This is a genomic window from Stenotrophomonas testudinis, from assembly GCF_024499815.1.
Classification (GTDB): Bacteria; Pseudomonadota; Gammaproteobacteria; order Xanthomonadales; family Xanthomonadaceae; genus Stenotrophomonas.
Genome location: NZ_JAMOKY010000018.1, coordinates 26,088 through 45,437, shown reverse-complemented (window position 1 = coordinate 45,437; position 19,350 = coordinate 26,088). Strand labels below are relative to the sequence as shown.

Genomic DNA, 19,350 nt, shown 5'->3' with positions numbered 1-19,350 from the left:
CACCGCCATCCGGAGATGTCCATGAAGACTGCCTGCCGCTGCCTCGCCGTTGCTGCTGCCCTCTGCCTTGCCCCGTTCGCCGCCAGTGCCCAGGAAGAGGCCACTTCGCCGATCAGCTGGAACATCACCGGCGTCTCCGATTACATGTTCCGCGGCGTGTCGCAGACCGATGAAAACCCCACCGGCCAGGCCGGCCTCACCTATACCTCGCCGGTGGGCGTGTACGCAGGTGTCTGGGGGTCGGGCGTGGATTTCGGCAATGGCAGCCCGGACTTCGAGGTCGACTACTTCGTCGGCTATAACGTCGACTTCAGCGAGAACGTGAACTTCGACGTGATGCTCAACCGCTACACCTACCCGGGTGCCAGTGAGCTGGCTTACAACGAACTGATAACCAAGACCAGTTTTGCCAAGAACTACAACGTTACCGTGGCCTACACCAACGATGTGTGGAACAGCGGCACCGACGGCTGGTACTACGCGGTGGGCGGCGAATGGCCGCTGCCGAACGATTTCGCGATTACCGCCAATGTCGGCCGCAGCACGTTCGAACACGGCCTGGCCAAGGACTACACTGATTTCAACATCGGCGTGAGCCGCGCAATCGGCATGGTCAACGTCGGCCTTGGCTTCTACGGCACGGATGGCAACGGTCGCGACAACTCGGGCAAGCTGGCTGACAACCGCGTGGTGCTGACCGTCTCGGTCGGCAAGTGAGGCTGCGCTGCTGACGCCACGAAAAAGGCGCCCGATGGGCGCCTTTTTCTTGCCAGCGACGCCGGGCATGGCCCGGCCCTACCGTATGCCGGTCAGTTCCAGCTCAACACGACCTTGCCGGCCTTGCCTTCTTCCATCAGGTCGAAGCCCTTCTGGAAATCGTCGATCGGCAGCTGGTGGGTCATCACCTTGCCCAGCGGGAAGCCGGACAGCACCAGCTGGGTCATCTTGTACCAGGTCTCGTACATCTTGCGGCCGTAGATGCCCTGCACGGTCAGGCCCTTGAAGATGATCTTGTCCCAGTCGCAGCCGGCGCCCTTGGGCATGATGCCGAGCATGGCGATCTTGCCGCCGTGGTACATGCAGTCGAGCATGTCGTTGAAGGCGCGCGGGTTGCCGCTCATTTCCAGGCCCACGTCGAAACCCTCCATGTGCAGCTCCTTCATCACGTCCTTCAGCGACTGGTTGGCGACGTTGACCACGCGGGTGGCGCCCATGTCGGCGGCCAGCTTCAGGCGGAAGTCGTTGACGTCGGTGACCACCACGTTGCGCGCACCGATGTGCTTGCAGATGCCGGCGGCGATGATGCCGATCGGGCCTGCGCCGGTAATCAGCACGTCCTCGCCGATGACGTCGAATTCCAGCGCGCAGTGCGCGGCATTGCCGTACGGGTCGAAGAAGGCGGCCAGCTCGGACGGGATCTGGTCGGGGATCGGCCACAGGTTGCTGGCCGGCATCACCATGTATTCGGCGAAGGCGCCGTTGACGTTGACGCCGATGCCGACGGTGTTCGGGCACAGGTGCGGGCGGCCGCCGCGGCAGTTGCGGCAGTGGCCGCAGACGATGTGGCCTTCGGCCGAGACGCGCTGGCCGATTTCATAGCCGGTGACGGCCGAGCCGAGTCCGGCGACGCGGCCGACGAACTCATGGCCGATGGTCAGGCCGGGCTTGATGGTGCGCTGGCTCCATTCGTCCCACAGGTAGATGTGCAGGTCGGTACCGCAGATGGCGGTCTTTTCCAGCTTGATCAGGACCTCGTTCGGGCCCGGGGTCGGCACCGGAACCTCTTCGAGCCAGATGCCCTTGGCTGCTTCGCGCTTGACCAGGGCCTTCATCGTTTGCTGCGCCATCGGGTGGAACTCATCAGGGGGAAAACGCGGATTATAGAGGCCCGCGCGGGATTCCCATGTTGCGCTGCGGGTGCTTTGGCGCTCCCGGTAGCGCCGGGCCATGCCCGGCGGAGGGCAGTGGGCCGGCCCATGACTTCCGGGGATCGGGACGGGGCCGGGGGCTGGGCTACACTCGGCGGTTCTTTCACCAGGGGCCGCTCGATGCGCTCGAACCTGCTTGCATTCTCCGTCGTCGCCAGCCTCGGGCTGGTCCAGGTCGCCCATGCCGCCGAAGGCATGTGGGTGCCGCAGCAGCTGCCGGAAATCGCCGGCCCGCTGCAGAAGGCCGGCCTGAAGCTGTCCCCGGAACAGCTGGCCGACCTGACCGGCGACCCGATGGGCGCGGTGGTCGCGCTCGGCGGCTGCACCGCCAGCTTTGTCTCCCCGCAGGGCCTGGTGGTCACCAACCACCACTGTGCCTACGGCGCCATCCAGCTGAACTCGACCGCGCAGAAGAACCTGATCAAGGACGGTTTCAACGCGCCCAAGCTCAGCGATGAACTGAGCGCCGGCCCGAACGCCCGCGTGTTCGTGCTCGACCAGATCACCGACGTCACCGCCCGGGCCAAGGCCGCCATCGCGGCCGCCGGCAAGGATCCGCTGGCCCGCAGCCGCGCCCTGGATGCGTTCGACAAGGCCCAGGTGGCCGCCTGTGAAGCCGATGCCGGTTTCCGCTGCCGCCTGTACTCGTTCAGCGGCGGCAACACCTACCGCCTGTTCCGCAACATGGAAATCAAGGACGTGCGCCTGGTCTACGCGCCCCCGGGCAGCGTCGGCAAGTTCGGCGGCGACATCGACAACTGGATGTGGCCGCGCCACACCGGCGATTTCTCGTTCTACCGCGCCTATGTCGGCAAGGATGGCAAGCCGGCGGCGTTCTCGGCCGACAACGTGCCGTACCAGCCCAAGCACTTCCTGAAGTTCGCCGAGCAGCCGCTGGGCGCCGACGACTTCGTGATGGTGGCCGGCTACCCGGGCCGCACCAACCGCTACGCCCTGGCCGGTGAGTTCAACGAGACCGCCAGCTTCACCTACCCGACCATCGCCCGCCACTACAACGCGGTGCTGAAGATGATCGACGAGGCCGGCAAGGCCGACCCGGACGTGAAGGTGAAGTACGCCGCCACCGCAGCCAGCATGAACAACGTGGCCAAGAACTACCTGGGCCAGCTGGAAGGCTTCAAGCGCATCGACGCGGCCGGCCAGAAGCAGGCCGAAGAAGCGGCCGTGCTGGCCTGGCTGAAGAAGCAGGGCGCCGCCGGCAAGCCGGCCCTGGCCGCGCACGCGCAGCTGCTCAAGCACCTGGACACCAGCAAGGCCACGCGTGAGCGCGACCTGTTCGTGTCGCAGTTCAACAATACCTCGGCCGTCAGCGCCGCCATCACCCTGTACCGCCTGTCGATCGAGCGCACCAAGCCGGACGCCGAGCGCGAAGCCGGCTACCAGCAGCGCGACCTGACCACCATCGAAGGTGGCCTGAAGCAGATGGACCGCCGCTACGTGGCGAAGATGGACCAGCAGCTGCAGACCTACTGGCTGGACCAGTACGTCGCCCTGCCGGCCGCGCAGCGTGACAACGAAGCCCTGAACAAGTGGCTGGCTGGCAGCGACGAGGCCGCCGTGAAGTCGCTGGTCGGCAAGCTGTCGGGCACCCAGCTGGGCAGTCTCGACACGCGCCTGAAGTGGTTCACTGCCGACCGCGCCGCCTTTGAAGCCAGCACCGATCCGGCCATCCAGTACGCCGTGGCCGTCATGCCGGCGCTGCTGAAGCAGGAAGAACAGCGCAAGATCCGCGAAGGCGAATCGCTGACCGCGCGTCCGCTGTACCTGCAGGCCGTGGCCGACTACAAGAAGAGCCAGGGTGAGTTCGTCTACCCGGACGCCAACCTGTCGCTGCGCATCACCTTCGGCAACGTCATGGGCTATGGCAAGGACGGCGTGCAGTACACCCCGTTCACCACCCTGGAAGGCGTGGCAGCCAAGGAAACCGGCGAAGATCCGTTCGATTCGCCGAAGGCGCTGCTGGATGCGGTCAAGGCCAAGCGTTACGGCGGCCTGGAAGACAAGCGCATCGGTTCGGTGCCGGTGAACTTCCTGTCCAACCTGGACATCACCGGCGGCAACTCCGGTTCGCCGGTGCTCGATGCCAACGGCAAGCTGGTCGGCCTGGCCTTCGACGGCAACTGGGAATCGGTCAGCTCCAACTGGGTGTTCGACCCGGTGATGACCCGCATGATCGCCGTGGACAGCCGCTACATGCAGTGGATCATGCAGGAAGTGGCGCCGGCGCCGCAGCTGCTGAAGGAACTGAACCTGGCGAAGTAAGTTAGTGCCGGCCGCTGGCCGGCAACCATGCGCAAACCTGAAGCCCCGCGACCCAGGTCGCGGGGTTTTTTCATGCCCCGACCGGCCCGGTCCGCCGAACAGGTATCATCCCTGTTCCGCTGACTTCACAGGATGTGAACGAACGCGGAACCTTCCTCCCCCCAGGACCCCTTGTTCGCATGCGCATCCTGCTTGCCCGTCACGGCGAAACGCCGTGGAACGCTGAAGGCCGCTACCAGGGCCAGATCGACATCCCGCTTTCGCCCATCGGCGAAGCCCAGGCCCAGGCCTTGGGTGCCCGTCTCGCTTCGGTGGACATCACCCGTGCGGTGGCCTCGCCGCTGTCGCGCGCCCAGCTGACCGCCCAGCTCGCCCTCGGTGCCGACCGCGCCGCCATGCTGCAGACCGAACCGGAACTGCAGGAAATCGCCCACGGTGAGTGGGAAGGCCTGCTGGCCAGCGAGATCAATGAAAAAGATCCGTCGCGCCTGAAGGCCTGGCGCGAGGAGCCCGATACCGTGCTGATGCCCGGCGGCGAATCGCTGCGCCTGGTGCTCGAGCGCAGCTGGCGTGGCCTGGCGCGTGCCGCCGAAGGCCTCGGCGAGCACGACACCCTGTTGGTGGTCGCCCATGACGCGGTCAACCGGGTGATCCTGTGCAAGGTGCTCGGCCTGCCGATTTCCCGCCTGTGGACCTTCCGCCAGGCGCCGACCACCCTGAACCTGCTCGAAGGCCCCGACCTGGACAGCCTGGAAGTGGTGCGCCTGAACGACTGCGCCCACCACACGCCGTTCTTCGGCGAAGCCAAGCACCGCGCCCTCTGATTCCCGAACCACCTGCTTCTGCTGGAACCCCTGCCGTGACGAACACCCCGACCACCCTGGCCGACTGGCTGGACTACATTGAACGCCAGCACCCGGCGACCATCGACATGGGCCTGGAGCGCGTGCGCGCCGTGGCCACCGCGATGGGCCTGGGCGCACCGGCCGGGCACACCATCGTGGTCGGTGGCACCAACGGCAAGGGCTCCACGGTTGCTTTCATCGAGGCCATCGGCCGTGCCGCCGGCTGGAAGGTCGGCGCGTACACCTCGCCGCACCTGCTGCGCTACAACGAGCGGGTGCGCATCGATGGCCAGGACGTGGACGACGCCGCGCTGATCGCGGCGTTCAACACGGTGGAAGCGGCGCGCGGTGACATCACGCTGACCTATTTCGAATACGGCACGCTGGCCGCGCTGCAGCTGTTCGCCGATGCCGGGCTGGACCTGGCCGTGCTGGAAGTAGGCCTGGGCGGCCGCCTGGATGCGGTCAACATCATCGATGCCGACGTCTCGGTCATCACCACCGTGGACATCGACCATGCCGAGTGGCTGGGCGAGGACCGCGAGGCGATCGGCACCGAGAAGGCCGGCATCATCCGCGGCTGGAAGCCGGTGATCCTGGGCGAGACCGATCCGCCGTCCAGCGTGCTGGCACGCGCCTACCTGGTGGGCGCCAATGCCATCCGCGGCGGCAGTGATTATTTCTACGAGCCCATCGATGCCCAGCGCTGGCGCTGGCGCGATGTCGGCCTGCGCATGGAGCTGCCGACCCCGGCTCTGGCCGGCCCGATCCAGCTGGCCAATGCCGGTGCCGCCATTGCCGCGCTGCGCGCGCTGGACAAGCCGGTGCCGCGTGCCGCCTGGGCCGCGGGCATCGCTGCCGCGCGCATCGCCGGCCGCATGCAGGCCTTCGAGCGCGATGGCGTGCAGATCCGCGTGGACGTCGGCCACAACCCGCAGGCCGCAGGCCAGCTGGCGCGCGCGCTGAAGGCCGAAGTGGCGCCCGGCCGCACCCTGGCGGTGTACGCGGCGCTGCAGGACAAGGACGCCGTGGGCGTGGTGCAGGCGCTGCAGGACAGCGTCGCGCAGTGGACCCTGGCCGGCCTTGAAGGCCCGCGTGGGCAGACCGCGCAGCAACTGCAGGCGCGCCTGGCCGATACGCCGGCCGCTACGGCCGCGCTGGCCGACAGCGTCGAACAGGCGCTGCAGCAGGTGCTGGCCCAGGCTGGTCGCGGTGACCGGATGCTGGTGTTCGGCTCGTTCCACACCGCTGCCGCCGCGCTGCAGTGGCTGCAGGACCGTTCCTGATCCGCGTTCAGCCAGCGCCGACGCGTCCGCTCCGGCACCCGTATAATCGACCCATCTCCGCCCTGTCGCCTGCCTCACGTGGATACGCCCCTGAAACAGCGTCTGATTGGTGCCATCGTCCTGGTGGCCTTGGCCGTGATTTTCCTGCCGATGCTGGTCAAGGGGCCTGCCCCGGACAGTGGCGTGGCCAATGTGCCGATCACCGCGCCCGACGCGCCGGGCGATGGCCAGTTCGAAACCCGTGAGCTGCCGCTGGTCGCCCCGGCCGGTGGCGCCACCGGCCTGCAGAGCGGCCAGGCCAAGCCGGTCGAGGAGGCTGCCGCCCCGGCCACGCCGCCCACCGTCGATACCTCGCCGGCCGTCGCTGCCGGCAACTACGCGGTCACCTTCGGTGCCTACGGCAGCCAGGCCGATGCCGATGCCGTCATCGCCTACCTGAAGCGTTCGCAGCTGCCGGGCTTCACCGAAACCGCATCGATCAATGGCCGCCCGGCCTGGCGCGTGCGCGTGGGGCCGTATGCCGACCGCGCGCAGGCCGAAGCCGCGCGCCTGCAGGCCGTCAAGGTCCGCGGCGACGTCAAGGCCGAAGTGATCACCCTGGACGCCAGCACCGCGCCGTCCGCGGCCGTGGCCGCCACCCCGGCCGCACCCAGTGCCAGCACTCCGGTTGCTGCGCCGTCGCAGACGGCCGCCAACCCGGTGCGCAGCGAGAGCCTGCCGGCCAGTACCCCGACCGCAGCGACGCCGCCGGCCCCGAAGCCGGAAGCGGCCAAGCAGCAGCCCAAGCCGGAACCGGCCAAGCCGCAGCCGAAGCCGGAAGCGACGGCCAGCAAGCCCGAGGCCCCGGCCACGCCGGCGGCCCCGGCTGCCAGCAGCGTCGGCTTCGCCGTGCAGCTGGGCGCGTTCGGCCAGGCCAATGACGCCAATGCACTGCGCGACAAGGTCCGCGCCGCCGGTTTCAGCGCCTTCGTCGAGCAGGTCCGCACCGAGAAGGGCACCCTGCACCGCGTGCGGGTCGGGCCGGTGGCCAACCGCGCCGACGCCGAACAGCTGAAGGCGCAGGTCGCCGCCAAGGTCGGCGTGGCCGGCATGGTGCGCCCGCACCCATGACCTTCCCGCAGCCCCGTTGCCAGCGCCGCCGAAGGAGCGGGGCGCCATGATCGACGTGGTGCTGCTGTTCGTGATTGCCGCCTCGGCCCTGCTCGGGTTGCTGCGTGGCTTTGTCAGCATCGTCATCGGCACCGTCTCATGGCTGGTCGCCGCCTGGGCGGCCTTTGCCTTCGGCAGTGATGCCGCGCGCTGGTGGTCGGCCCCGGCCGCACCGGGCGGCGAACACTTCATCGGTGGCTACCTGGGCGTCGGCATCGGCGTGATGCTGGTTGTCGCGGTCATCGGCATGGTCATCAAGCACATCGTCCACCGCAACATGCTGGGCAGCCTGGACCGCCTGCTGGGCGGGGTGCTGGGCACCGTGCGTGGCGGGCTGATCGCGGCCATCCTGTTGCTGCTGGGCAGCTTCACCCCGTTGACCGCCGAGCCGTCCTGGCGCAACTCCAGCCTGCGCCCGGTGCTGAACCCGGCCGTGGCCTGGATGAACAGCAAGCTTCCGCACTGGGAGGTACCGGGCGCCGATCTGCTGCCCAAGGCCTTGCCAGTGGACACTTTGTCCCCATCTGCGTTGATGGAAATGGGCAAGAACGCGGGCGCCGGGTTGGGCAAGCCGGGCGCGACAGGCGATAATGGCATCCTCAACCAGGTAGTGGCGGGCAGCGGATGGCTGCGGCCTGCGAAAGCGGAACAGGGCAGCGAACATGATCCGGCCGAAGTGCGCCCGGATGCCCCAGCACTGCCAGGCAACATCGAGCCGGACGATCCGGCCAACGTCGACCGCAGGCGCGGCGATCACTGAAGGCCAGGCATGGCCACCTTCCCTGTAACTGGGCACATGCCCAGCGGAGACCTCGCACCATGTGTGGCATCGTCGGAATCGTCGGCAACCAGAACGTCGCCGGGCAGTTGTATGACGGCTTGACCGTCCTCCAGCATCGCGGCCAGGACGCGGCAGGCATCGCCACCGCCAGCGGCAGCCGCCTGCGGGTACAGAAGGCCACTGGCCTGGTCCGCGACGTGTTCGACGCCCGCACCATGTCCACCCTGGAAGGCAACATCGGCATCGCCCACGTGCGTTACCCGACCGCCGGTTCGGAAGGCATGGACGAGGCGCAGCCGTTCTACGTCAATTCGCCGTACGGCATCGCGCTGGCCCACAACGGCAACCTGATCAACACCGAAGACCTGCGTCGCCAGGTGTTCGAGCAGGACCGCCGCAACGTCAACACCGATTCGGACAGCGAAGTGCTGCTGAACGTGTTCGCCTACGAACTGGAGCAGCAGCGCCAGCTCAGCCCGGAAGCGGCCATCCGCGCCGTCGCCGGCGTGCACCGCCGCTGCAAGGGCGGCTATGCGGTGGTCAGCGTGGTGCTGGGCCTGGGCCTGGTCGCCTTCCGCGATCCGCATGGCATCCGCCCGCTGGTGCTGGGCAAGCGCAGCCACGCCGAAGGCGATGAGTACATCGTGGCCTCTGAATCGGCCGCGCTGGACGTGCTGGGCTTCCAGCGCGTGCGCGACGTGCAGCCGGGCGAAGCGCTGGTGATCACCGCGCGTGGCGAGCTGTTCTCGGAGATCTGCGCCGAGCCGGCCGAGCACACCCCGTGCATCTTCGAGTACGTGTACTTCGCACGTCCCGATTCGATGATCGACAACGTGTCGGTGCACAAGGCGCGCATGCGCATGGGCATCAAGCTGGGCGAGAAGATCCTGCGCCTGCGCCCGGACCACGACATCGACACCATCATCCCGATCCCGGACACTTCGCGTGATGCCGCGCTGGAAATCTCCAACGTGCTCGGCGTGAAGTACCGCGAAGGCTTCATCAAGAACCGCTACATTGGCCGCACCTTCATCATGCCGGGCCAGGGTGAGCGGGTGAAGTCGGTGCGCCGCAAGCTCAACCCGATCCACCTGGAGTTCCGCAACCGCGTGGTGCTGCTGGTGGACGACTCGATCGTGCGCGGCACCACCAGCCAGCAGATCGTGCAGATGGCCCGTGACGCGGGCGCGCGCAAGGTCTACCTGGCCAGCGCTGCGCCGCCGGTGCGGTTCCCGAACATCTACGGCATCGACATGCCGGCGGCCGAGGAACTGGTCGCGCACAACCGCACGGTGGAAGAGATCGAAGCCCACCTGGGCTGCGACTGGCTGATCTACCAGGACATCGAGGACATGGAAGCGGCGGTGAGCGAAGGCAACACGGCGCTGCGCAGCTTCGATTCGTCGTGCTTCAACGGCCATTACCCGACGGGCATCGAGCCGGGCTATTTCGAGCGCATCCAGCAGCTGCGTTCGGACGACGCCAAGCACAAGCGCCGCGCCTGAGGTCCAGGCCGTGGTGGATGTCCCCGACGTCGGTGGCGACCTGCTGCGCGCTGCGCAGCAGTGCCTTGCCGAAGCCGACCCGCTGCGCAAGGTCGCGCTGACCCAGGCCTATGCGGCTGCATACCGTGCCGGGCGCCTGAAGGTGCCCGCCGACGCGCCGCCGCCGGACGCGATCCGCATGCCCGGCCGTCCGGCGCAGCTGGTGCTGGTACACCCGCGGCAGGTGCCGCGTCGCGGGCTGGGCGGGGTGGAAGGCCGCGCTGCCTTCATCCACGCCATCGCCCACATTGAACTGAACGCGATCGACCTGGCCTGGGATGCGGTGTATCGCTTCCGTGGCCTGCCGCCGGCGTTCCATGCCGACTGGGTCAGCTGCGCCGATGACGAGTCGCGGCACTTCCTGCTGCTGCGCGAGCGGCTGCAGGTGCATGGCCACGAGTACGCCGATTTCCCCGCGCACAACGGCCTGTGGGAGATGTGCGAGAAGACCGCGCACGATGGCCTGGCGCGCATGGCGCTGGTGCCGCGCGTGCTGGAAGCGCGCGGGCTGGACGTGACGCCGGGCATGATCGAGAAGCTGCGCAATGTCGGCGACGCTGAAACTGCCGATGTGCTGGAAGTGATCCTGCGCGAAGAAGTGGCGCACGTCGCTGCCGGTTCGCGCTGGTACCGCTGGTACTGCGAGCGCGCCGGTGTCGAACCGCGCGTACGCTTCAAGGAACTGCTGCTGGAATACGCCGGCGGCTACCTGCACGGCCCGTTCAACCTCGAAGCCCGCCTGCTGGCCGGTTTCGATGCCGACGAACTGGCCAACCTGATCGAACAGGCCAGTTGATCAGAAATCCACGCCATGCGTGTCAGGCGTTGGGCAGGACCACGCGCTTGCCATTCACCGTTGGCCGGTTGATGTAGAACAGCCCGGGCCCGGGGCGATAGGGCAACTCGCTCACGCCGGCGTCGGCGGCATAGGTCAGCGCGGTGTCGCCCAGGGCATCGAAGTTCCAGTGCGCCGACTGCATCAGGTAGCGGCGGCGCAGCAGCGCTTCCTGGGTCGGGGTCAGTGCCTGGCCCTCCAGCAGCCGCCGCGCGATCGGCTGCAGTGCAGCGGGCAGCGCCCATGCCGCCACGTCGGCGGCCTCGGCGGTCCACTGCACGCCGGCGTCGCAGGCCTGCCGCTGCATCACCTGCAGGGCGATCAGCTGGTAGCGCCAGTCGATGGGCCGGCGCAGCACCACCGCTGCGGTCACGTACAGCACCGGGGTCAGCAGCACGCTGCGGCTGCCGGCACGGCGCTGCTGCTGCCACTGGTGCCAGACATCCACCCAGACCTCCTTCTCATCCACGCCCAGCTGCTGCCGCCAGCGCTCGGCATCGGCCTGTGCTTCGGCATACCCCGTGGTCGCCTGCAGCTGCGCCAGTGAAGGTGTCTGGTAGTCGGGCACCGGCGGGCGACGCAGCTGCTGCCGGCGCGGACGGCTCAGCAGCTTCGGACCTTCCTCGGTCTGGTCATAGCCACCGCCGATGTTGGCGTGCACGCCGGGCAGCACGATCTCGGCATGCCCCGGTGCCACCGTGGTCAGCGGGTAGTGCTGGCGGTGTTCATCGCGGGCCACCAGCTGCACCACGCGGCCAGCGATGCCCGCAGGCAGGGCCAGCTGCGGCTGCTCGTCGGCGCGGCCGCCGCTGACCGCCACCACCGTGTCGAACAGGCCGATGAAGCGCAGCGCCGGGCGCTGCGCCGCGAAATCCACCGCGCACGGCAGGCCCGCCTGCAGCAGCAGCTGACGCCAGCGCGCGCCGTCCCAGCCGCGCAGCTGGTTGGCGACATCGCGCGCGGCCGCCGCGCCACGCGAGTAACCGAACAGATCGACCTGCACGCCGTGCAGCGGGGTGTGCTGCCTGGCAGCGAGTGCGGCCAAGGCAGCCGGCAGCAGCACCTGCAACGCGCGCTGCACCTTGGCGCGCACGCCGCTGGCGCCCACGCCGAACGCCAGTCCGATCAGGTCATCCTCGGCATCATCGCGGGTGCCGACGCCTTCGATGTAGATCGCCAGCGATGCGTCGACGCCGGGCGTGCGGCGGCTGTCCGGGTACAGCTGGTACAGCCGCGTGATGTTGGTGGTGCCGTTGTCGTAGCTGCTGGTCAGCCGGCTCTGGTAGGTCGAGTCGTCGTCGGCACGCAGCAGGGCAGGGCGCGGCTGCGGGGCCTGCGGGCGCCCGCGCGCGAGGTTGTGCGCGTTGTTGCGGGTGCCGTCGAAGAACAGGCCGATGCGCAGCACGCCGGGATCGGCGTGGGTGTCTGCCTGGTGCTGGCCTGGTGCCATGTGCATTCCCCGTCGTGGCCACGTCACGGTGGCGCGAAAGCTGCGTGTTGGCGAAGTGTACTGCCGCTTTTTACCTGACTGAACGCTGTTGCGCTCCATCACAGATCCGCATTCCCACAGGCATCTTCTATTGAATTCACATGCGCCGGACGGGCCGAATGGCCAGACCCGGCAAACCGGGTCGTGATGCATCAAGGCTGTCCACCTCACTTCAGGAGCGACCAGAATGATGTCCAGATCGATGGGTAGAGGGGCGGTTGGCGTGTTGTTGGGCCTTTCGGTGGCGGCGGCGGCCAGTGCCGCGCCGTTGTTTGAACCGGTGACCATCCTCAGCCGCGCTTCGGCCGGCAGTGATCCCGCGCTGGCCCGGCTGCTGTCCACGCCGTCCACCGCCACCGTGCAGGAAGTACGCGTCGATGCGGCCGCCATCGCGCAGCCGCAGCTGGAATTCGAGCTACTGGGGCAGAAGGTGGTGGCGACCCGCAGCAGGGTCGAGTCACTGCCCGATGGTGGCAGCGTCTGGTATGGCCAGATTCGCACGCCCTCCGACCGCCTGCAGAAGGCCACCTCCAACGGCCAGGACGATCCGGGCAATTCGCTGATCGTGGTGCGCTCGGGCAATACCCTCACCGGCTCGATCCGCAAGGAAGGCAAGCTGTACCGCCTGCGTCCGCTGGGCGAGCGCCACATCCTGGTGGCGGTGGATGAAACCCGGATGCCGGCCGATCATCCGGCCGACTACAACCAGCTGCCGAAGATTCCGATGGGGGACAGTGAACGCCTCGGCATCGCCCAAGCCTCGTCGGGCACGCCGGCCACCATCCGTGTGCTGGTGGTGGCCACCAATGCGGCGGTGGCGGCCTACGGCGGCAACATGCAGTCGCTGGTGCAGCTGGCGGTGGCCGAGTCCAACCAGGGCTATGCCAACAGCAACGTCGGCATCACCATGCAGCTGGCCGGTTATGAAACCACCAGCTACACCGAGTCGGGCAACTTCACCACCGACCTCACCCGCTTCCGCAGCACCAGCGACGGCTACATGGACAGCATCCACGCCAGCCGCAACTCCACCACGGCGGATGTCGGCGTGCTGCTGATCAACAACACCAGCTACTGCGGCCTGGCCTCGGGCATCGGTTCAACCGCGGCGACGGCGTTCGCGGCGGTGTACTGGGACTGCGCGACGGGCTACTACTCCTTCGCCCACGAGATCGGCCACCTGCAGAGTGCCCGGCATGACATCGCCAACGATCCGAGCACCTCGCCGTATGCATTCGGCCACGGCTACCGTTACGAGCCGGCCAGCGGTACCGGCTGGCGCACGATCATGGCCTATGACTGCACCCGTGGCTGCCCGCGCCTGAACTACTGGTCCAACCCGAACATCAGCTACAACGGCATCCCGATGGGCATTGCCAGTTCGGCCGACAACCAGCGCGTACTGGTCACCACCAAGCAGACGGTGGCCGGCTTCCGCTGAGGCGGTTACCGGATGGCACCCGCCGACCAAGGTCGGCGTCTACCGGCCTGCGCGGTCTGGTAGATGCCAACCTTGGTTGGCACCAGCCATCCGTCATTCGCGCTTGAGCGAATCCAGGCGCCAGCCGTCTGCGTCCACGCGCAGGACCGAACCCTGTTCGTACCAGTCACCCAGCACGATGCGGGTGCAGCTGCGGCCACCGGCCTGCAGCGTGTGGATGGCCGGGCGGTGGGTGTGGCCGTGGATCATCGTGTCCACGCCATGGCGCGCGAAGGTCGCCTCGACTTCGGCCGGGGCCACGTCAGTGACCGTCTCGAACTGCGCGCGGTCACCCTGCTTCATTTCCGACTGGCGTGCCTGGCTGGCATCGCGCGCCTTCTGCGCGAAGGCGATGCGCGCGGCCAGCGGCTGCGACAGGAACTGCGCCTGGAACACCGGGTCGCGGGTCTGCGCGCGGAACTGCTGGTAGGGGATGTCATCGGTGCACAGCAGGTCGCCGTGCTGCAGCATCACCGCACGGCCGTACAGCTCGATCACGCACGGGTCGGGCAGGATGCGCAGGCCGGCGCGGCGGGCGTAGTCCTCGCCCAGCAGGAAATCGCGGTTGCCACGCATGAAGAACACCGGCACGCCGCTGTCGGACAGCACTTTCAGTGCATCGGCCACCGCATCGGCGGCCGGCGAGGGCGTGTCATCGCCGATCCAGGCTTCGAACAGGTCGCCCAGGATGTACAGCGCGTCCGCGCCGGGCGCGTCCTCGCGCAGGAAGCGCAGGAACAGGTCGGTGATGGCTGGACGGCTGGGGTCCAGGTGCAGATCGGAAATGAACAGCGTCGTCATGCGGGCATTCTAGGGCATCGGCTCGCCGCGTCGGGCCGGGGTCAGGGCCCTTTCCGCAGGAAAGGGATCCGACCCCCTGAATCATACCGGCAGCGGCAGCCAGGCCAGGCTGGCCGCGGCCAGCAGCGCGGCGATGCCGGTGGCGGCCAGCACGTCGCTCGGGTAGTGCAGGCCCAGCACCACGCGCGACAGGCCCACGCCGAAGGTGAAGGGCACCAGCAACGGCGCCAGCCACGGGTAGTAGGCCAGCGCCACGATGGTGAACGACACCGCGTGCAGGGTGTGGCCGGAGGGGAAGCTGAACTCGTCCAGCGGTGCCACCCATGCGCGGATGCGCAAGTCGGCCGCGTACGGCCGCGGGCGCCGGGTCCACTGCTTCAGGCCCTTGTACAGCAGCAGCGCGGCCAGGCCGGTGGCGGCCATGTGCACCGATGCGCGCAGGCCGTCGAAGCCATCGACCAGCACCAGTGCACCCATCAGCACGTACCAGAACACGCCATCACCCAGGCGGCTGATGACCGAGAACAGGCGGCGCACGCGGCGGCGCCGGCAGTAGTGGTTTGCCCGGCGGCACAGCCGTGCTTCGCGGCCGGCCAGTCCTTCAAGCGGCGTTGTACGCATGTCCGCTCCTCCGTGCCTGGGCCAGTTCGGCCAGCAGCGTTTCGAATTCGGCCACCACCTGCTGCGGGTGCAGGCGCTTCATCGCGCGGGCGGCGTTGCTGCCCAGTTCGCGGCGCAGCGCATCGTCGCTGGCCAGCTGCACGGCCGCCTCGACGAACGCCTCGTCGGTATCCACCGCCGCGCCGTTTTCACCATTGCGCAGGTACTCGCGCGCGGCGCCGTAATCGAAGGCCACCGTGGCCAGGCCGCAGGCCATGCTTTCCAGGGTCACGTTGCCGAACGTCTCGCTGCGGCTGGGGAACAGGAACAGGTCGCCGCTGGCGAAGTGGCGTGCCAGGGAATCGCCGCGCTGGATACCGCAGAAGATGAAGTCCGGATTCTCGTGGGCCAGCTTCTCGCGCGCCGGGCCGTCGCCGACGAACACGAAGCGCGCTTTCGGCCGCACCTGCTGCAGGCGGCGGAAGGCCTTCACCGCCAGCCCGAGGTTCTTCTCAGCGGCGATGCGGCCGACGTAGATGGCGACCAGGCCGTTGCCATCGACGCCCCATTCCTCGCGCAATGCCGGGTCGCGCCGGGCCGGGTCGAACTGCTGGCTGTCGACGGCGCGGGCCAGCAGGCGCACCCGCTCGAAGCCTTGGTCGGTGAGGAACTGCTGCAGTTCGCGGGTCGGCACCAGGGTGGCATCGGCCTGGTTGTGGAAGCGGCGCATCCAGCGCATCGCCGCCGTCTGCAGCCAGGCCACGCCGTAGTCGGGCAGGTATTCGTCGAAGCGGGTGTGGAAGCCGGTCGCCACCGGGATGCCAAGGCGGCGGGCGGTGCGCAGCGCCGACCAGCCCAGCGGGCCTTCGGTGGCGATGTAGACCGCATCGGGACGCTGCTGCTGCCAGTGCCGGCCGAGCCGGATCGGCGCGGGCAGGCCGAAGCGCAGGCCGGGGTAGCGGGGCAGGGCGGCGCCCGGCACCAGCAGCGTGCCGGGCGCCGAGTCCAGTGCTTCACTGGCCTGTCGTGGACGGATCAGGTCGACCTCATGCCCGGACGCGCGCAGGCCCTGCTCCAGGCCCTGCACGGTGAGCGCGACGCCGTTGACTTCCGGCGGATAGGTCTCGGTGACAATGGCATGGCGCATGGCGGGCCTCCGGTTTTCCGGCATGCTCGGCCCTGCCCATGTAGTGGTTGTGACCACATTGCGACCGTCGGATGACGGCCCCGCCGGCCGCCGAAGCACCTCCCCGAAGAGGCGTGCCGTGGATCAGAAACGCTGCTGGTACTTCATGTAGATGAAGCGGCCGATGTCGTAGCCACCGTAATAGGAGAAGTTGGCGCTCGGCTGGGTGTACATGATCGGGCCGTACTTCTCGAACACGTTGTTGGCACCGACCGAGACGGTGGCATCCCACGGCAGCGAGTAGCGGACCTGAACGTCGTGGAAGGTGGTCGAGCCGCGGCGGTTGTAGTTGCGCACGCCGCTGTACCACGGGGCCTGCTGGCCCGGGTGCGAGCATTCGTCGGCATGCAGACGCGGGCTGAAGCACTGTTCCTTCACCGCCGAGTAGTAGCGCAGGCCCCAGTTGATGCCGAAGTTGCCGCGCTCCCAGTCCAGCGAAAGGTTGGAGCGGGTGCGGAAGCCGATGCCGCTCGAGCCAGCCAGGCCGTTGCCGGGTGTCGGCACCACGTCCATGTCATTGGTGCTGCGTTCCAGCGAGGACACCACGTAGGTGCTCTTCCAATCGGTACGCAGGGTGCCCCAATCGGTCTCCCAGCGATGACTCAGTTCCAGGTCATAGCCTTCGGTTTCGCGGAAGCCGCTGTTGCGCACGCCGTATGTCAGCGTGTCGACGATGCCCAGCACCGGGTCGCGGGTGAAGCCGGAACAGCGTTCGGCGATGCCCAGTTCATAGCAGTCGCGCAGCATGTCGTTGGGGTGGTCGGCGACGATGGTGTTGTCGATGCGGATCTTCCACCAGTCCAGCGCGACGTTCAGGCCGGGCGCGAAGCCCGGGCTCCAGACCACGCCGAGGGTGCGGCTGGTGGCGGTCTCCGGCTGCAGCTCCGGGTTGGAGCCATTGGTGAACGGCAGCGGGGTCTGGCCACTGCTGCTTTCGATGGGCACATTGCCCTGGCCCAGCTGGCGGTAGGTGTCGGCGTTGGCGATATCGGCCGCGCAGCGTGCGCGCACGGCCGGGCTGCTGGCGGCCGCGCCGTACACCGTGTCACAAGGGTCGCGGAAGCCGGTGGTGAAGGTCTGCGAACCGCCGCCATACAGGTTGGCGATGGTCGGCGAGCGGAAGCCCTGTGCCCAGGTGCCGCGCAGCAGCACCTGCTCGATGGGCTTCCAGGTGAAGCCGAACTTGCTGTTGAGGGTGTCGCCGAAGGTGCTGTAATCCGAATAGCGAGTGGCGGCATTGACGTTGAGCTCGTGCGCCGCGGGCAGGTCGCGCAGCAGCGGCACGCTCAGCTCCAGGTAGGCCTCATCCACCCGGTAGCCGCCGCCGGTCGGTCCTGCGGCAAGGTTGGTGGTGGCGCCGGTCTGGGCCAGCGGGTCGGGAATGAAGCGGCCATCTTCGCGGCGGCTTTCGGCGCCCAGGGCGAAGCCGAGTTCGCCGGCGGGCAGCGTGGCCACGCTGCCACTGAGGTTGGCGAACACGTTGCGGCTGGTGGTGCGGCCGCGGCTGGTTTCCTCGGGGAACAGCCAGTCGCGCAGCGCGGGGTTGCCGGCCAGGCTGTTGGGATCGTCGCGGCCCGCCGGCACCAGCGGATTCCACGGAATGCAGCCGGCAATCGATGCACCCGGCACGCCGCACTCGACTTTGCCGGTCGCCGGGTTGAGCCACGACGGGCCGGTGGCATCGGCCACGCGCTGCTTGTGCAGGTCACCCTTCGAGCGCTGGATCAGTTCGCTGCGGTTGTACTGGTAACCGGCTTCCCAGTCGAAATCACGCCCGCCGAACTCGAAGTTGCCCTCGAAGGTGGCCACGCCCTGCCAGGTGGTCAGCTCGCTGGTCGTCATCCGCGGCACTTCCCAGGCACGGCGGTCCCAATGCACATCGGTGGGCGTGCCGTAACCATGGTGGTTGCCGAACGGGTTGAACCAGCTGTCCTTGGACAGCGGGGTGATGCCTTCGCGCTGTGACTGGAACGGGTAGCCGGCAATCTGCCGCGTGGCGGTGCGCTTGTTGTAGGCCAGCTGCGTGTTGAAACGCACGTTGTCGCTGAGGTGCGCACGGGCATCGACGAACACCGAGTCACGCTTCAGCGGCGTGAGCAGGTGCATCTGCTCGGCGGCATTGCTGACATCACCGGTGAACGGGGTCGGGTCGAACAGGTGGAAGCTGCTGCCGTCGATCGGGTTGCCGCCGCGGTCCAGCGAATAGGCGCAGCCGCTGCGGCTGCCGCAGCCCGGGCCGTTGAAGCCGACGATGCGGCCCCACTGTCCCACCGGGGTCCAGCCATCGGCGGGATGGCGGTCGGTGTTGGTGTAGGCGCTGAACCAGCGATCGCGGGCCCACACGCCTTTCTCCTCGACGTGCTCGGCGGCGAAGCTGATCGAGGCGTGGTCGTTGGACCACCCGCCCACCACGTCGTACTGCGTGCGGGCGCCGTCGCCCTGGCTGTACTGGCCCTGGTAGATGCTGGCGCTGATGCCTTCCACGTTGCGGCGGGTGATGATGTTGACCACGCCGGCCATCGCATCGGAACCATAGATGGCCGATGCGCCGTCCTTCAGCACTTCCATGCGTTCGACGGCAGCGGCAGGCAGGGTGGAAATATCCTGCAGGCCGCCGGTGGTCATGCCCATGCGCTTGCCGTTGACCAGCACCAGGGTACGTTGTGCGCCCAGCCCGCGCATGTCCACGAAGCTGCCGCCGGCGGCCTCGCCTGCCGACAAGGGACTGGCGCGGCTGGCGGCGGGGCTGCCCATCGCTGTCAGGTTCTGCAGGATGTCGGCCACCGAGTTGAAGCCCTGGCGTTCGATGTCGGCGCGGCTGATGGTCAGCACCGGCTGCGCGGTTTCCAGGTCGACCTGGCGGATGCGCGAGCCGGTGATCTCGATGCGATCCAGCGTGGTCGGGGCGGCGGAATCCTGGGCCAGTGCGGGCAGGGCGGCGGCGGTGCCGGCCGTGGCCAGCGCACAGCGGATCGCCCAACCCAACGGGGAGGTGTTCGGCGTCATGCGGTCTCTCTCTCTATGTGTGGAAGCGGACACCCGAAGCGCGGGCCTGTCCGGCCGCCACGACCTGCGTCGCGACGGCATCCCACTAACGCGCAGGGTTCAAATTCCGTAAAGGCAGAATGCGACCACTGACCGCA

The 19,350-nt window shown here is 68.1% G+C and carries 14 protein-coding genes and 1 pseudogene; 9 read left to right on the top strand and 6 right to left on the bottom strand.

What is annotated here, in order from left to right:
• Positions 1 to 21 precede the first annotated feature (21 nt).
• Positions 22 to 717, top strand: a complete 696-nt coding sequence (locus NQ204_RS11785; RefSeq protein WP_116863806.1) for a TorF family putative porin — start codon at positions 22 to 24, stop codon at positions 715 to 717.
• A gap of 92 nt (positions 718 to 809) precedes the next feature.
• Here the strand turns inward: NQ204_RS11785 and tdh are convergent, their stop codons facing one another.
• Positions 810 to 1,832, bottom strand: a complete 1,023-nt coding sequence (tdh, locus tag NQ204_RS11780; RefSeq protein ID WP_116863820.1) for an L-threonine 3-dehydrogenase — start codon at positions 1,830 to 1,832, stop codon at positions 810 to 812.
• Between the two features lie 216 nt (positions 1,833 to 2,048).
• On the opposite strand from tdh, the gene NQ204_RS11775 reads away from it, so the two are divergent.
• The 7 genes and pseudogenes from NQ204_RS11775 (at position 2,049) to NQ204_RS11745 (ending at position 10,612) form a co-directional block, all read left to right on the top strand.
• On the top strand, positions 2,049 to 4,211 hold the full coding sequence (locus NQ204_RS11775) for a S46 family peptidase (RefSeq protein WP_256643944.1): 2,163 nt from the start codon (positions 2,049 to 2,051) through the stop codon (positions 4,209 to 4,211).
• A 179-nt stretch (positions 4,212 to 4,390) separates the two neighbouring features.
• Complete coding sequence (locus NQ204_RS11770; protein ID WP_256643943.1) at positions 4,391 to 5,035, top strand: histidine phosphatase family protein; 645 nt, start codon at positions 4,391 to 4,393, stop codon at positions 5,033 to 5,035.
• 35 nt (positions 5,036 to 5,070) lie between these two features.
• A complete protein-coding gene (gene folC / locus NQ204_RS11765; RefSeq protein ID WP_256643942.1) occupies positions 5,071 to 6,342 on the top strand; it encodes a bifunctional tetrahydrofolate synthase/dihydrofolate synthase in 1,272 nt (423 codons plus the stop codon).
• 78 nt (positions 6,343 to 6,420) lie between these two features.
• Positions 6,421 to 7,452 carry an SPOR domain-containing protein gene (locus NQ204_RS11760; RefSeq protein WP_116863810.1) on the top strand — a complete coding sequence of 344 codons (1,032 nt, stop codon included), beginning with the start codon at positions 6,421 to 6,423 and terminating at the stop codon, positions 7,450 to 7,452.
• 46 nt (positions 7,453 to 7,498) lie between these two features.
• Positions 7,499 to 8,279: pseudogene (locus tag NQ204_RS11755) on the top strand (CvpA family protein).
• Between the two features lie 31 nt (positions 8,280 to 8,310).
• Positions 8,311 to 9,777 carry an amidophosphoribosyltransferase gene (gene purF / locus NQ204_RS11750; protein WP_108767876.1) on the top strand — a complete coding sequence of 489 codons (1,467 nt, stop codon included), beginning with the start codon at positions 8,311 to 8,313 and terminating at the stop codon, positions 9,775 to 9,777.
• Between the two features lie 10 nt (positions 9,778 to 9,787).
• Positions 9,788 to 10,612 (top strand): ferritin-like domain-containing protein, encoded by an 825-nt coding sequence (locus NQ204_RS11745; protein ID WP_116863812.1) that lies wholly within the window; start codon positions 9,788 to 9,790, stop codon positions 10,610 to 10,612.
• 22 nt (positions 10,613 to 10,634) lie between these two features.
• Here the strand turns inward: NQ204_RS11745 and NQ204_RS11740 are convergent, their stop codons facing one another.
• Positions 10,635 to 12,107, bottom strand: a complete 1,473-nt coding sequence (locus NQ204_RS11740; RefSeq protein ID WP_488192361.1) for a T6SS phospholipase effector Tle1-like catalytic domain-containing protein — start codon at positions 12,105 to 12,107, stop codon at positions 10,635 to 10,637.
• A 220-nt stretch (positions 12,108 to 12,327) separates the two neighbouring features.
• On the opposite strand from NQ204_RS11740, the gene NQ204_RS11735 reads away from it, so the two are divergent.
• On the top strand, positions 12,328 to 13,581 hold the full coding sequence (locus tag NQ204_RS11735; protein ID WP_256643939.1) for a zinc-dependent metalloprotease: 1,254 nt from the start codon (positions 12,328 to 12,330) through the stop codon (positions 13,579 to 13,581).
• 93 nt (positions 13,582 to 13,674) lie between these two features.
• On the opposite strand, the gene lpxH is transcribed toward NQ204_RS11735, so the two are convergent.
• From lpxH to NQ204_RS11715, 4 genes are all read right to left on the bottom strand, one after another.
• Positions 13,675 to 14,421 carry a UDP-2,3-diacylglucosamine diphosphatase gene (gene lpxH, locus NQ204_RS11730; RefSeq protein ID WP_116863815.1) on the bottom strand — a complete coding sequence of 249 codons (747 nt, stop codon included), beginning with the start codon at positions 14,419 to 14,421 and terminating at the stop codon, positions 13,675 to 13,677.
• Between the two features lie 81 nt (positions 14,422 to 14,502).
• Positions 14,503 to 15,042: a phosphatase PAP2 family protein gene (locus NQ204_RS11725; protein WP_256643938.1), complete on the bottom strand. Its 540-nt coding sequence runs from the start codon at positions 15,040 to 15,042 to the stop codon at positions 14,503 to 14,505.
• A complete protein-coding gene (locus tag NQ204_RS11720; protein ID WP_256643937.1) occupies positions 15,023 to 16,168 on the bottom strand; it encodes a glycosyltransferase family 4 protein in 1,146 nt (381 codons plus the stop codon). Before NQ204_RS11720 ends, NQ204_RS11725 begins: the two co-directional genes overlap by 20 nt.
• Positions 16,169 to 16,291: 123 nt before the next feature.
• Positions 16,292 to 19,213 (bottom strand): TonB-dependent receptor domain-containing protein, encoded by a 2,922-nt coding sequence (locus NQ204_RS11715; protein WP_256643936.1) that lies wholly within the window; start codon positions 19,211 to 19,213, stop codon positions 16,292 to 16,294.
• Positions 19,214 to 19,350: the final 137 nt, after the last annotated feature.